At 55.3% G+C, this 12598-nt stretch carries 14 protein-coding genes; 7 read left to right on the forward strand and 7 right to left on the reverse strand.

Translation table 11 applies throughout. The annotated features are described in order from the left end of the window. The first annotated feature begins 1 nt into the window (after nt 1). Nucleotides 2–871 carry a 16S rRNA (adenine(1518)-N(6)/adenine(1519)-N(6))-dimethyltransferase RsmA gene (gene rsmA / locus WBY09_RS13470; protein WP_064781614.1) on the forward strand — a complete coding sequence of 290 codons (870 nt, stop codon included), beginning with the start codon at nt 2–4 and terminating at the stop codon, nt 869–871. A gap of 23 nt (nt 872–894) precedes the next feature. Here the strand turns inward: rsmA and gmk are convergent, their stop codons facing one another. Continuing rightward, nucleotides 895–1527: a guanylate kinase gene (gmk, locus tag WBY09_RS13475; RefSeq protein ID WP_064781615.1), complete on the reverse strand. Its 633-nt coding sequence runs from the start codon at nt 1525–1527 to the stop codon at nt 895–897. A 20-nt stretch (nt 1528–1547) separates the two neighbouring features. Further along, nucleotides 1548–2432, reverse strand: a complete 885-nt coding sequence (locus WBY09_RS13480) for a YicC/YloC family endoribonuclease (RefSeq protein ID WP_120226205.1) — start codon at nt 2430–2432, stop codon at nt 1548–1550. A 192-nt stretch (nt 2433–2624) separates the two neighbouring features. Here WBY09_RS13480 and WBY09_RS13485 point away from each other — a divergent pair, with 192 nt between their 5' ends. Next, nucleotides 2625–3416, forward strand: coding sequence for an SDR family NAD(P)-dependent oxidoreductase (locus tag WBY09_RS13485; RefSeq protein ID WP_286792249.1), 792 nt, complete (start codon nt 2625–2627; stop codon nt 3414–3416). 64 nt (nt 3417–3480) lie between these two features. Here WBY09_RS13485 and mltG read toward each other — a convergent pair whose 3' ends face one another. The 5 genes from mltG to fabD all read right to left on the reverse strand — a co-directional run bounded on the left by mltG (nt 3481) and on the right by fabD (nt 7964). Then, complete coding sequence (gene mltG / locus WBY09_RS13490; RefSeq protein ID WP_336232996.1) at nt 3481–4455, reverse strand: endolytic transglycosylase MltG; 975 nt, start codon at nt 4453–4455, stop codon at nt 3481–3483. A gap of 29 nt (nt 4456–4484) precedes the next feature. Next, complete coding sequence (gene fabF / locus WBY09_RS13495; protein WP_336232997.1) at nt 4485–5744, reverse strand: beta-ketoacyl-ACP synthase II; 1260 nt, start codon at nt 5742–5744, stop codon at nt 4485–4487. Between the two features lie 88 nt (nt 5745–5832). Beyond that, nucleotides 5833–6069, reverse strand: coding sequence for an acyl carrier protein (locus tag WBY09_RS13500; RefSeq protein ID WP_008890547.1), 237 nt, complete (start codon nt 6067–6069; stop codon nt 5833–5835). 170 nt (nt 6070–6239) lie between these two features. After that, a complete protein-coding gene (gene fabG / locus WBY09_RS13505) occupies nt 6240–6980 on the reverse strand; it encodes a 3-oxoacyl-[acyl-carrier-protein] reductase (RefSeq protein WP_008890546.1) in 741 nt (246 codons plus the stop codon). A 42-nt stretch (nt 6981–7022) separates the two neighbouring features. Beyond that, nucleotides 7023–7964: an ACP S-malonyltransferase gene (gene fabD / locus WBY09_RS13510; protein WP_008890545.1), complete on the reverse strand. Its 942-nt coding sequence runs from the start codon at nt 7962–7964 to the stop codon at nt 7023–7025. A gap of 655 nt (nt 7965–8619) precedes the next feature. On the opposite strand from fabD, the gene rpsF reads away from it, so the two are divergent. From rpsF to WBY09_RS13535, 5 genes are all read left to right on the forward strand, one after another. Then, nucleotides 8620–8997, forward strand: a complete 378-nt coding sequence (gene rpsF, locus WBY09_RS13515; RefSeq protein WP_008890544.1) for a 30S ribosomal protein S6 — start codon at nt 8620–8622, stop codon at nt 8995–8997. A gap of 22 nt (nt 8998–9019) precedes the next feature. Next, nucleotides 9020–9253, forward strand: a complete 234-nt coding sequence (rpsR, locus tag WBY09_RS13520; protein WP_008890543.1) for a 30S ribosomal protein S18 — start codon at nt 9020–9022, stop codon at nt 9251–9253. Nucleotides 9254–9300: 47 nt separating this feature from the next. Then, nucleotides 9301–10239, forward strand: coding sequence for a DUF2232 domain-containing protein (locus tag WBY09_RS13525; protein WP_063088484.1), 939 nt, complete (start codon nt 9301–9303; stop codon nt 10237–10239). Beyond that, on the forward strand, nt 10239–10853 hold the full coding sequence (gene rplI / locus WBY09_RS13530; RefSeq protein WP_336232999.1) for a 50S ribosomal protein L9: 615 nt from the start codon (nt 10239–10241) through the stop codon (nt 10851–10853). Before WBY09_RS13525 ends, rplI begins: the two co-directional genes overlap by 1 nt. Nucleotides 10854–11056: 203 nt before the next feature. After that, complete coding sequence (locus WBY09_RS13535) at nt 11057–12595, forward strand: replicative DNA helicase (protein WP_008890540.1); 1539 nt, start codon at nt 11057–11059, stop codon at nt 12593–12595. The last annotated feature ends 3 nt before the right edge of the window (nt 12596–12598 follow it).

The following is a 12598-nucleotide window of genomic DNA, read 5'->3' on the forward strand; positions in this document are numbered from 1 at the left end:
CGTGTCAGAAGACAATGACAATACTGGCAAGCTTGCCAATGATGGCCTTCCGCCGCTGCGCGAAGTGATCGCAACCCATGATCTTTCCGCGCAAAAGAAATTCGGCCAGAACTTCCTTTTTGACTTGAACCTGACCGGGCGCATTGCCCGTGCGGCCGCACCGCTTGATGATGCCACCGTGATTGAAATCGGTCCGGGGCCCGGCGGCCTGACCCGTGCGTTGCTGTTTAACGGTGCAAAGAACCTGACCGTGATCGAGCGTGATCCGCGCTGCCAACCGGTTCTGGAACAGATCAGCAATCATTACCCCGGTGCGCTTCACGTCATTGATGGCGATGCGCTTGAGGTCGATGTCACAACATTGGGCCCGGCCCCGCGCAAGATCGTCGCCAACCTGCCCTATAATGTCGGCACGCAACTATTGCTGGGCTGGCTGATGCAGATTGATCAGTTCGCCAGCCTGACCCTGATGTTTCAAAAGGAAGTGGCTGAGCGCGTCGTCGCTCGCCCGAAAAGCAAAGCCTATGGACGTCTATCCGTGCTGTGTCAGTATCTGTGTGACTGCGACATCCTGTTTGATGTCCACCGCAGTGCTTTTACCCCACCGCCGAAGGTGACCTCTGCCGTCGTGCAACTCCGCCCCAAGGCAGATCGTTGCACCGACATCAATCTTGATAGCCTTGCCAAAATTACCCAGGCCGCATTTGGTCAACGGCGAAAGATGCTGCGCGCAAGCCTTAAGACCCTGAACATCAATGTTGGTGAATTGCTTGCAAAGGCCGGGATTACCGAAACTGTCAGGGCCGAGGAACTCAGTGTTGCGGATTTTGTCCGCCTGACACAGGTTCATGATGAAATGGCCGCTTCGTAAAGCGGCCATTTTCGTATCCGGTATCAGTCTGTCAGAAGTTTTTTGACAAAGCCCGGCAAGCCCGTCTGGCGTTCGCGCTTGATGCGTTCGGCACCGATAATGTGCTGAACATCGGCGATGCAACGATCGAGATCATCATTGATCAGCACATAGTCAAATTCTTCCCAATGGCTGATCTCCGCACCGGCCTTGGCCATGCGTTTCATAATCACGTCATCGGCGTCCTGGCCGCGATCACGCAGGCGGCGTTCCAACTCACCCGATGACGGCGGCAGGATAAAGACCGATACAACGTCATCGCCGCCCTTGTCGCGCAGTTGGCGGGCCCCCTGCCAATCGATGTCAAACAGCACATCGCGGCCTTCCGACAGCGCCTTTTCAACCGGCCCAATGGGCGTGCCATAGTAGTTGCCAAACACCTCTGCCCATTCCAGCAGTGCGTCATCAGCAATCATATGTTTGAAATCGTCGACCGACTTGAAAAAGTAGTGAGTACCCTCTTCTTCGCCGGGGCGGGCTGCACGAGTTGTTGCCGAAACAGACAAGGAGATCTTGTCATCATTTTCAAGCAACTGACGGGTGATGGTCGTTTTACCGGCACCGGACGGCGCACAGAACACCAGCATCACGCCACGGCGGTTATGCGGATCGATCATGATGTTTCCTTCCCTGCCGCTTATTCGACGTTCTGGACCTGCTCGCGGAGCTGATCAATGATCACTTTAAGCTCCATGCCGCAATTGGTCAGTTCAATATCATTGGCCTTTGAGCACAGCGTATTGGCCTCGCGATTGAACTCCTGGCACAGGAAGTCAAGCTTACGCCCGATTGCGCCACCCTTGGTCAACATATCACGTGCTGCACTGATATGGGCTTTGAGACGATCAATCTCTTCGCGGATGTCGGCCTTGGTCGCCAAAATCGCTGCTTCCTGATGCAGGCGTTCGGGGTCGAACTTGCCCGCATCCATCAATTCTTCGACCTGGCGTTTCAGACGATCCTTGATGGCGTCGGCACGCGCTGATTCGCAGTTTTCAGCACGTGTAACAGTCGCCTCGATATTATCGACATGGCCGCGCAGCATGGCGTCAAGTTTTTCGCCCTCTTCTGCCCGGTGGGCGGCCATCTGATCGATGGCCTCATTCAGGCTTGCCAGCACGGCGGCATCATTGGCGTCCCGGGTTGCTTCGTCTTCCTGTGGCTCATAGGCCTCAAGCACGCCGCGCACATTCATCAGATCTGCAATGGTGCCTGCCGACAGGCTGCTGGTATTGTCAAACTCCTCAGCGATCTGGACCAGTTCGGAAAGCAGTTCCCGGTTCACTGAATAGGCATTGCTATCGCCGGAACGCGTAACATTCAGGGTCACGCCCATATTGCCGCGCTTGAACCGCTTGGAAACCGCATCGCGCACCTTGGCTTCAAGACGCTCAAACCCGCCATTCAGACGCAAGCGAACATCAAGCCCCTTGCCATTGACGCTGCGCAGTTCCCAGGTCCAGCCGAAACCATCGGCAGCGCCATCAACGCGCGCAAATCCGGTCATGCTTGAAACGGTCATCTTTTCATCCAGTTCGCTTTTGTGTTTGGGCGTTTATAACCATTGGCCCGTGTCCCGCCAAGGGTGAACACCGATCATCACGCGATAACGACAATATGGTAAACATAAGCCGTATTTCATAATGCTGCCCTATTGCTGCAGCATGTTCCGCAAAAATCAATTTCCTTATTTCAAAACCCAGTACGAGCAACAATGTCCTTTCAGTACGATGCCATTCTGATCACCGGTGCCAGTTCGGGTATTGGCGCTGCCCTGGCCCGCCATTTCGCGCGCACCGGCGTGACCCTTTTTATCAGCGGTCGCAATCAAACACGCTTGCAACTGGTGGAAAATGATTGCCGCGCCGCCGGGGCCAATGTTTATGCCGATGTTCTCGATGTGACGTCTCGCGAAACCATGGACGCCTATGTCACCCATTGCGATGAAATTGCGCAGCTCAGCCTCGTTATTGCCAATGCCGGCATTTCGGCAGGTACGGGTGGCCTTGGCGAAAGCCCCGAACAGGTTCGCGATATCTTTGCCACCAACGTTGCCGGTGTCCTGAACACGATTGATCCGGCGATCAAGGTCATGCGTGCGCGCAGACGCGGTCAGGTCGCATTGGTCGCCTCCCAGGCATCCTGGCGTGGATTGCCCTCTGCCCCGGCCTATTGCGCCAGCAAGGCGGCTGTCCGGGTTTACGGCGAGGGATTGCGTGGTGCATTGGCGCCCGATGGGGTGAAGGTCAATGTTATCTGCCCGGGCTTTGTTAAAAGCCGCATCACTGATGCCAATGATTTCCCGATGCCCTTCTTCATGCAGGCCGACAAGGCCGCAAAGAAGATCGTGCGGGGCCTTGAACGCAACAAGGGCATGATCGCCTTCCCGTGGCAAATGAACCTGATCATCGGAATGCTTAAGATGACACCGCAATGGTTGATGGATCTTGCGGCATCCCAGATCCCGAAGAAAACATCATCGCCCGATAGCCACGGCAAACACTAGCAAGCATAAAGGCGGCATCCGATTGATGCCGCCTTTATCATTTGGTCCAAACTCTTCGTCGTGATCACTGCCCGTCGCGGATGCGCCGCCACTTGGCAACGTTGCGATTATGCTCATCAAGGGTTCTGGCAAAGGCATGCCCACCCGTCCCGTCTGCGACGAAGTACAGATCTTCGGTCGCAGCCGGATGCAGCACGGCATAAAACGCATCGCGCCCCGGATTGGTAATCGGTCCGGGCGGCAGGCCGCTGGTGACATAGGTGTTATAGGGGCTCTCAAAACGCCAGTCCTTGCGTGTCAAAGGACGTTCAAGACGCTTGTCCGGGCTGAGCGCATAGGCAACTGTCGGATCAGACTGCAGACGCATATCGCGTCGCAGGCGATTGATGAACACGCCTGCAACCCGCGCCCGTTCACCAGCAACACCGGTTTCGCGTTCCACGATGGATGCCAGAATAACCGCCTCTTCAATGGTGTCGAACGGCAATCCGTCCTGACGGCCCGGCCAAAGCTGTTTGACCATTTCATCGTGGGCTGCGCGCATACGATCAATGATGCTTTGCTTCGTATCGCCAAACGAGAACTGATAGGTTTCGGGCAACAAGGTGCCATCGGCCGGAATATCAGTGATCTCGCCACTCAACCCATCCACCAGATTGATCCGATCGACAATTTCGCCGGAACGAAGACCTTCGGGGATGGTGACGAACCGTTTGACCGTATCCCCAAAGGCCAGAATTTCAGCAGCCTGTTTCGGGCTGACCCGGGCCGGGAAGTGGTATTCCCCCGCACGCAGTGACCGGTCAAGCTGACTGACGCGAACCCCGGCAAGGAAGATCAGCGGCTCGGTGATGATGTTTTCACGTTGGAAAATCTCGGCAATACCGCGTACACCGGTCCCCTGCGGGATGATGATGTCGCGTTCCTGCGCCAAATTGCTCGGCGATGTGTATTGCACATAAACATACACCGCTGCCCCACCTGTGGCGAGAGCAGCGGTGATGATCAGAAAGCCAATAAAAAGCAGAAAACGCTTCAAGGGAATGCTCCCGGGGGTTGCTCTGCTGTTTAAACGGCCTTGAAAACAAGCGATGCGTTGGTGCCGCCAAAGCCGAACGAGTTCGACAGAGCGACATTGACTTTACGCTGTTTGGCTTCAAGCGGAACCAGATCGATGCCTTTGCATGCCTCGGACGGATTGCGCAGGTTCAACGTCGGCGGAACAACGCCTTCGTGGATCGCAAGGATCGAGAACACTGCTTCAATCGCACCGGCAGCACCCAGAAGGTGACCGGTTGCCGATTTGGTCGAAGACATCGACATTTTCTGGGCATGATCACCGAACAGGCGTTTGACCGCACCCAGTTCGATTTCATCACCCAGCGGAGTCGAGGTGCCGTGCGCGTTGACGTAATCAACGTCTTCCGGGTTCAAACCCGCATTGCGGATGGCATTGCGCATCGAACGGAAGCCGCCATTGCCGTCTTCGGCCGGTGCGGTGATGTGATAGGCATCACCCGACATGCCGTAACCGGCAACTTCGGCATAAATCCGCGCCCCACGCGCCTTGGCGTGTTCGTATTCTTCAAGAACGACACAGCCTGCACCTTCGCCCATGACGAAACCGTCACGGCCTTCATCCCACGGACGGGATGCTTCGGTCGGTGTGTCGTTGTAACTGGTCGAAAGCGCACGTGCAGCAGCAAAGCCCGCCATGCCAAGACGGCAAACAGCAGCTTCGGCACCACCCGCAACCATGACATCGGCATCGCCAAGCATAATCATGCGCGATGCGTCGCCAACGGCGTGTGCACCGGTCGAACAGGCGGTAACCACCGCATGGTTCGGACCTTTAAGACCGTGTTTGATCGAAACCTGACCTGAAACCAGGTTAATCAGACAAGACGGAATGAAGAACGGACTGACACGACGGGTCTTGCCGTTATTGACCAGATCAGTTGCCTCGGAAATCTTGGGCAACCCACCGATCCCCGAACCGATCAAAACGCCGGTTGCTTCCTGATCTTCGTCGGTTTCCGGCTTCCAGCCAGAATCCGCAATCGCCTGATCAGCAGCAGCAATCCCATAGACGATGAAATCGTCCATTTTCTTCATGTCTTTGATCGAGACATGATCTTCAGCGTTGAAAAGTCCGTCACCCTCACCGCGCGGCACGAGGCCTGCGATTTTGGCAGGGATATCCGACACGTCAAACGTATCGATGCTTTTGATCCCGGATTGGCTGTTCAGCAGTTTCTGCCAAGTATTCAGTGCCCCGCTAGCAAGCGGAGTAACAGCACCAATACCGGTAACAACTACGCGTCTCATCCCGCATTACGCCTTTATTCTATGAATCCAGCAAAGACGAAAAGGGCGCCTGAGGATGCCCTCTAGGCGCCCATGTCTAACAGCAAACTTAGCTGTCCGCCTTTTCGATGAAGTCGATCGCGTCTTTAACGGTCAGAATTTTTTCAGCCGCGTCATCCGGAATTTCACAACCGAATTCTTCTTCAAACGCCATAACCAGCTCAACGGTGTCCAGGCTGTCTGCGCCCAGATCGTCGATGAAGCTTGCGTTTTCAGTGACCTTGTCTTCTTCAACACCGAGGTGCTCGACAACGATCTTCTTCACGCGATCTGCGACATCACTCATAGCTCAAATCCTTCAATAGGTTTTCTGTCAGTTAGTTTACACGTGGTACCCGTTGTGTCCCCCTATTGAAGGAGTTCCCGGGAACCGGAAACCGGCAACGAACAATCGCCAGTTTCAATATTTGGTATAGCGGCCTCTTTTAAACAGAAAAGAAGGCAACCCGCAACGGGTTAAATCATCGCCATTCCGCCATTCACATGCAAGGTCTGTCCTGTGACATAAGCTGCTTCGTCACTTGCAAGATACAGAACCGCTGCTGCGATCTCTTTGCTGTCGCCCATGCGACCTGCCGGAATACCGCCCAAAAGCTTTTCTTTCTGGGCATCTCCGAGTTCTTCGGTCATGGCCGTGGTAATAAAGCCCGGTGCCACACAGTTAACCGTAATTCCGCGCGCCGCAACCTCTTGCGCCAGCGATTTTGACCAACCGATCATCCCGGCCTTGGCAGCGGCATAGTTGGTCTGGCCCGGGTTGCCGGTCACACCAACGATCGAGGTGATGTTGATAATACGGCCGTGGCGGCGTTTCATCATGCCGCGCAGCGAATTGCGCGCAAGCTTGAAGGCAGAGGTCAGGTTCACATCAAGAACCGCCTGCCAGTCTTCGTCCTTGAGACGCATGGCAAGCTGATCACGGGTAATTCCGGCATTGTTGACCAGAATATCAAGCTGACCACCAAGGGCCTCCTCGGCATTTTTGATCAGGCCGTCGACCGATTCTTTATCCGAAAGGTTGGCCGGAACAACAACCGCGTTGCCACCGATTTCAGCAGCAACCGCTTCGAGGCGTTCCTGACGGGTCCCCGACAGAGCAACCTTCGCACCAGCTTCGGCCAGAACCTTGGCGATTTCGCCACCGATACCGCCGGTCGCACCGGTTACGAGTGCTGTTTTCCCTGCAAGATCAAACATAAATTTTCGTTCCCTTTGGGTTCGTTCGTGTTCCGGACACTCTTACAGAGCGCCGAGGAATGCTTCGATATCTGCCGGACCATTCACAGCCGTACCGCTCAGATCGCGGTCAATACGGCGTACCATGCCGGTCAAAACTTTGCCTGCGCCGATCTCTACCAGATCGGTGATGCCCTGCTCTTTCATATAAAGAACCGACTCACGCCAGCGCACGGTGCCGCAAACCTGCTCTACAAGGAGTTTACGAATGGTTTCCGGATCGTCAGTTTTTTCTGCGGTCACGTTGGCCACCACCGGCTTGCCCGGTGCATTCATGGTCACAGCGCCAAGCGCCTCTGCCATGCGATCGGCTGCCGGCTGCATCAGGGCACAATGGAACGGTGCCGATACCGGCAGCAACACAGCGCGCTTTGCGCCCTTTTCCTTGGCGATCTCAATCGCGCGTTCCACAGCGGCCTTGTGACCGGAAACAACAACCTGCCCGCTGGCATTGTCATTGGCGGCAGTGCAAACCTCACCTTGTGCTGCTTCTTCGGCAACCGCAACCGCATCGACATAATCAAGACCAAGAAGGGCTGCCATCGCGCCAACACCCACCGGAACGGCGGCCTGCATCGCCTGACCACGGATTTTCAAAAGGCGCGCGGCATCGGAAATGGCAAAGGTGCCTGCTGCTGCAAGGGCGGAATATTCGCCAAGGGAATGACCAGCAACAAGGTCGCACTTATCGGTCAGGGTAAAGCCGCCTTCTTTTTCCAGAACACGGGTCACCGCAAGGCTGACCGCCATCAAAGCCGGCTGCGCGTTTTCGGTCAGGGTCAGTTCGTTTTCCGGACCTTCAAACATCAACGCGCTAAGCTTTTGCGAAAGCGCATCATCAACTTCCTGGAAAACTTCGCGGGCGACCGGAAATGCGTCTGCCAGTTCCTTGCCCATACCTACCGCTTGCGACCCCTGTCCGGGGAAAACGAGTGCGCGTGTCATTATATTAAATAAACCCTTGTCCGCTTCTACGAAGACTGTGCCGAAATCCGGCCCCTTGAAATTGAGCCACCCTTGATAGCGTGCGCAAGCGCACTGTCAAGAACTGAAACCTGATGGGCGCAGTTGGTTTGATTTTTTTTACGCCCTAAAACTGCACGTCGCGATCACACTATAACAATAGTGAACAATAGTGTGACTTTCGGGTTTGAGACCCGATTTGCGCGTTTATGGCATATTTTGCGTCATTTACGAAGGACTGGCTGTTGCGCAGCGCACAATCCCCCACGCCCCGCATCCACAAGCTCCACCGCCGTAGCCCCTATGGAAAACCAAGGCCTGCCGTCGCTTTAAGTCCGAAGATGCATTGAATGCAGGGACAAACACCGCCTTCACAATCGCGTGCATGTCGGTTATCCCGAAACCGCAATGCTCAGCCCGTGACAGATCGATGCCAGAAACACGCAGGTTTCTGCCGATACTGTCAAAGCCATCGCGCTATCCCGTAATCGGCAAAAAGCTGCATTTGGCGTTGCACTCATGGGCGAAAAGTGTATATTCCGCCGTCTCACGGCTCCTTGCCGGGATTGTCCGGCTATGCCTGCATGGCACGAGGTCATGCAGGAAGAGATAAGCCAAAAGGAGTAATAGGAGTATTATGAGCAAATACGAAAGCGTGTTTATCGCACGTCAGGACTTCTCGACCGCACAGGTCGAAAGTCTGAACGAAAAGCTGACCCAGACCATCGAAGGTCTCGGCGGCAAAATCGCCAAAACCGAATATTGGGGTCTGCGTTCCCTGGCATACCGTGTCAAAAAGAACCGCAAAGGCCACTATACTCTCTTCCAGATCGAAGCTGACAAAGACGCGATCGCGGAATACGAGCGTCAGATGCGCCTGAACGAAGACGTTCTGCGTCAGATGACTGTCAAGGTTGACGAGTTCGAAGAAGAACAGTCTGCCATTCTGCGCAACCGCGACGAGCGCGGCGGCCGTGGCGGTAATCGCCGTGGCGGTCCCCGTCAGAACGGCTAACAGATAGCGAGGAGATAATATCATGGCTGGACGTCGTCTGTTTTTCCGTCGTCGTAAAACCTGCCCGTTCTCGGGTGATGATGCGCCGAAGATTGACTACAAAGATGTCAAACTGCTGCAGCGTTTCGTTTCCGAACGCGGCAAAATCGTTCCGAGCCGTATCACTGCGGTTTCGGCCAAGAAGCAGCGCGAACTGGCGAAAGCCATCAAGCGTGCACGCTTCCTGGCGCTGCTGCCCTACGCAGACCAGGTCTGAGGCAGTCGGCAAGAGACCCTTTTGAGGTCTCGGGCCGGGAGTAAATGATGCAACGTGACACCCTCATAGCGATTGGGACCGGACTTGGCAGTGCCGTTCTGTTCCTGCTGGTTCTATCAGGAAATCCGTTTGCTCTTTTGCTTTCATACTTCGGGCATCTGCCGCTTTTCCTTACGGGATTGTGGCAAGGGCCCAAACGCCTGCTGGTTGCGGCATTTGCCGCATGTATTGCCCTCATTCTTATGGGGGGATTACTGCCTTTCACGGTCTTTATGGTCGTGTTTGCCGGACCGGCGATGTTGTTGACCCGCATGGCGCTGGTCGTCCGGAAAGATCAAAATGGCAATCTTGCCTTTCTGCCTTCCGGAATTGTCGTAAGTGCCATGGCCGTCATGGTCGCTACGGTAATGATCTTCGTTACCGGAACACTGACGGCGGAAGGTGTGGACATTCAGGACTTCATCGCGAAGTTCCTGAGCCAGATGTACTCGGAAATGGGTGTCCCTATGACATCCGATGTTCAGGGTCTGATTGGTATGTTCCAGACTTACTTCCCGGCGATTGCAGCGGTGAGCTGGCTTCTGATGCTGTTCGCCAATGCCGCAATCGCACAGGCAATTTTGGTGCGTGCAGGCAAAAACCTGCGTCCGACACCAAGTATGGCAACCTTTGCCTTGCCTGGCTGGTCACTGTTTGTGTTTGCCCTGGCCGGGTTTACGGTCGGCTTTGCCGATGGTTCGCTGGCTTATGTGGCGCGCAACGTCGCGGTGGTACTGGCAGTGCCGTTCCTGTTTCAGGGATTGGCGCTGGTGCATGGGCAGGCAGCCCGATGGCCGCAAAAACGTGTAATTCTGACGGTGTTTTACATCGTCGCGGTTCTGTCCACCTGGTCGTTTATCGCGATCACCGGACTTGGAATTGTTGAGCATTTAATCAGGCTGCGGGGGAAAGAACCGATGACCCGTAGCAATGAGGAGGATCGGTGATGGAAGTTATTCTGCTCCAGCGGGTAGAAAAACTCGGTCAGATGGGTGACGTAGTCACCGTCAAGCCGGGCCACGCCCGCAACCGCTTGCTGCCGCAGGGCATGGCCCTTCGTGCAACCAAAGCAAACATCTCTGTGTTCGAAGCACAGAAAGCACAGCTTGAAGCTGACAACCTGGAACGCCGTAAGGAAGCAGAAGCTGTTTCCGAGAAGATGGGTGAACTCGCAGTCACCGTCGTTCGTCAGGCATCCGACGTTGGCCAGCTTTATGGTTCGGTCACTGCCCGCGATATCGCAAACGCAGTAACCGAAGCAGGCTTCACTGTTGCCCGTACCCAGGTCGTTCTTGATCAGCCGATCAAGACCCTTGGTCTGCACCAGGTCAAAATCAACCTGCACCCGGAAGTTATCATTGAGGTAACTGCCAACGTTGCACGTTCCGAAGAAGATGCCGCTGAACAGCTCCGTAAGGGTGCTGCTGTTCTTGGCACCATCGAAGAAATGGAAGCGGAAGAAGAGGAAGCCCTCGAAGCCGCTGAAGAACTCTTCGAAGAAGAAGTTCCGGCTGACCTTGCAGAAGCAATCGAAGCTGACGAAGAAGAAACCAACGCTTAATCGCAGGTTCTTCGAACGATTTGAAAACGGCACATCCGCAGGGATGTGCCGTTTTCTTTTGCCCTAACGCCAAAGCCCGTCGATTTTTCAAAGCATTTCAGGAGCCTGCGGCATTTGCGACCTCTGCGCTGGCGGAATACCGGCTATGAGTTATACCGATTAGCTCTTTGCGGTCTTGCTGATGCCTGCTACCTTTTCGGCCCATGACAGATCCCAATTTAGATGCCCTTTTTGCCCCGCTTGAACCGGACCATGGCGCCGACACCGAAATGGTGCTTGATCGCATGGCGCCGCACAATTTTGAAGCGGAGGCTGCCCTTCTTGGCGCGATCCTTAATAACAACGCCGCCTACGAGCGCGTGTCTGATATTCTGCGCCCGGAACATTTCGCCGATGGGCGTCACGGTCGCATCTTTGAGGCTTGCGGCAAGCTGATCGAACGCGGCCAACTGGCCAACCCGGTCACGCTCAAAGCCTATTTCAAGCAGGATGAACATCTTGCCGAAATCGGTGGTGCGCAATATCTGGCCGAACTGTCAAACAATCTGGTTTCGGTGATCAATGCCAGCGACTATGGCAAGCTGGTCTATGACCTGTATCTGCGACGCGAACTGATCGAGCTTGGCGAAGAAGTCGTCAACGAAGCCTACCAGTACGAACTTGATACCGACGCCACCAACCAGATCGAAAGAGCCGAACAGAAACTGTTCTCGCTGGCAACAGCCGGTTCTGCGGAATCGGGCTTTGTCGCGTTTGGCCCCGCCCTTGCCAAGGCCTATGAGAACATTGATCACGCCTATAAAAACGCCGGGCGCGTTGTTGGTGTGACCACGGGTTTGCGCGACATCGACCGCAAGCTTGGCGGTTTGCACCCGTCTGACTTGCTGATCCTTGCCGGTCGTCCGTCGATGGGTAAAACAGCCCTTGCGATGAACATCGCCTTTAACGCCGCCATCGCATCGCATCAGAACCGCGCGGCGGGCGAAGACACCCGCGATGAAACCCGAACCGGGGCGATTGCCGTATTCTCGCTTGAGATGGCGGCCGAACAGCTTGCCGGGCGCCTTTTGTCGCAGGCGGCCGAGGTTTCAGGCGATAACATGCGCCGTGGTGATCTGAACGAACAGGATTTCGAACGCCTTTTGCTGGCAACCCAGGAACTCAATACCGTTCCGCTTTATATCGATGATACGCCGGCCCTTCCGGTATCGACACTTCGCACACGTTGCCGCCGCCTGAAACGTCAGCACGGCCTTGCGATGATCGTCGTCGATTACCTGCAGCTTCTGGCACCGCCGACCAACTTCCGCGGCGATGGCCGCGTGCAGGAAGTTTCGGAAATTACCCGTATGCTCAAGGCGATTGCCAAGGAGCTCGAAGTTCCGGTACTGGCCCTGTCGCAGCTCTCACGTGCGGTCGAACAGCGCGAAGACAAACGTCCGCAGCTTTCCGACCTTCGTGAATCCGGCTCGATCGAGCAGGACGCCGACGTCGTGATGTTCATTTATCGCGAACAGTACTATCTCGAACGTGCCGAACCGGCCCAGCGCCCGGAAGAAGCCACCGACAAGTTCGGGGAACGTTACTCGCAGTGGCAGGAACGCCTGAACCACGTTTACAACACTGCCGAGGTTATTGTTGCCAAGCAGCGTCACGGCCCGGTAGGCAACGTGCGCCTGTTCTTTGACGGGAACTACACCAAGTTTGGTGATCTTGATCACACAGAAGAAGAATATGAATAGAGG

It is taken from the genome of Thalassospira sp. CH_XMU1458 (assembly GCF_037027205.1).
Classification (GTDB): domain Bacteria; phylum Pseudomonadota; class Alphaproteobacteria; order Rhodospirillales; family Thalassospiraceae; genus Thalassospira; species Thalassospira tepidiphila.

Excerpts from the sequence above, each read along its gene's own strand:
- rpsR (WP_008890543.1), top strand. The coding sequence starts at position 9,020 with ATGGCTGGACGTCGTCTGTTTTTCCGTCGTCGTAAAACCTGCCCGTTC.
- rpsF (WP_008890544.1), top strand. The coding sequence starts at position 8,620 with ATGAGCAAATACGAAAGCGTGTTTATCGCACGTCAGGACTTCTCGACC.
- fabG (WP_008890546.1), bottom strand. The coding sequence starts at position 6,980 with ATGTTTGATCTTGCAGGGAAAACAGCACTCGTAACCGGTGCGACCGGC.
- rplI (WP_336232999.1), top strand. The coding sequence starts at position 10,239 with ATGGAAGTTATTCTGCTCCAGCGGGTAGAAAAACTCGGTCAGATGGGT.
- WBY09_RS13525 (WP_063088484.1), top strand. The coding sequence starts at position 9,301 with ATGCAACGTGACACCCTCATAGCGATTGGGACCGGACTTGGCAGTGCC.
- WBY09_RS13480 (WP_120226205.1), bottom strand. The coding sequence starts at position 2,432 with ATGACCGTTTCAAGCATGACCGGATTTGCGCGCGTTGATGGCGCTGCC.
- gmk (WP_064781615.1), bottom strand. The coding sequence starts at position 1,527 with ATGATCGATCCGCATAACCGCCGTGGCGTGATGCTGGTGTTCTGTGCG.
- WBY09_RS13500 (WP_008890547.1), bottom strand. The coding sequence starts at position 6,069 with ATGAGTGATGTCGCAGATCGCGTGAAGAAGATCGTTGTCGAGCACCTC.
- fabD (WP_008890545.1), bottom strand. The coding sequence starts at position 7,964 with ATGACACGCGCACTCGTTTTCCCCGGACAGGGGTCGCAAGCGGTAGGT.
- fabF (WP_336232997.1), bottom strand. The coding sequence starts at position 5,744 with ATGAGACGCGTAGTTGTTACCGGTATTGGTGCTGTTACTCCGCTTGCT.
- WBY09_RS13535 (WP_008890540.1), top strand. The coding sequence starts at position 11,057 with ATGACAGATCCCAATTTAGATGCCCTTTTTGCCCCGCTTGAACCGGAC.
- WBY09_RS13485 (WP_286792249.1), top strand. The coding sequence starts at position 2,625 with ATGTCCTTTCAGTACGATGCCATTCTGATCACCGGTGCCAGTTCGGGT.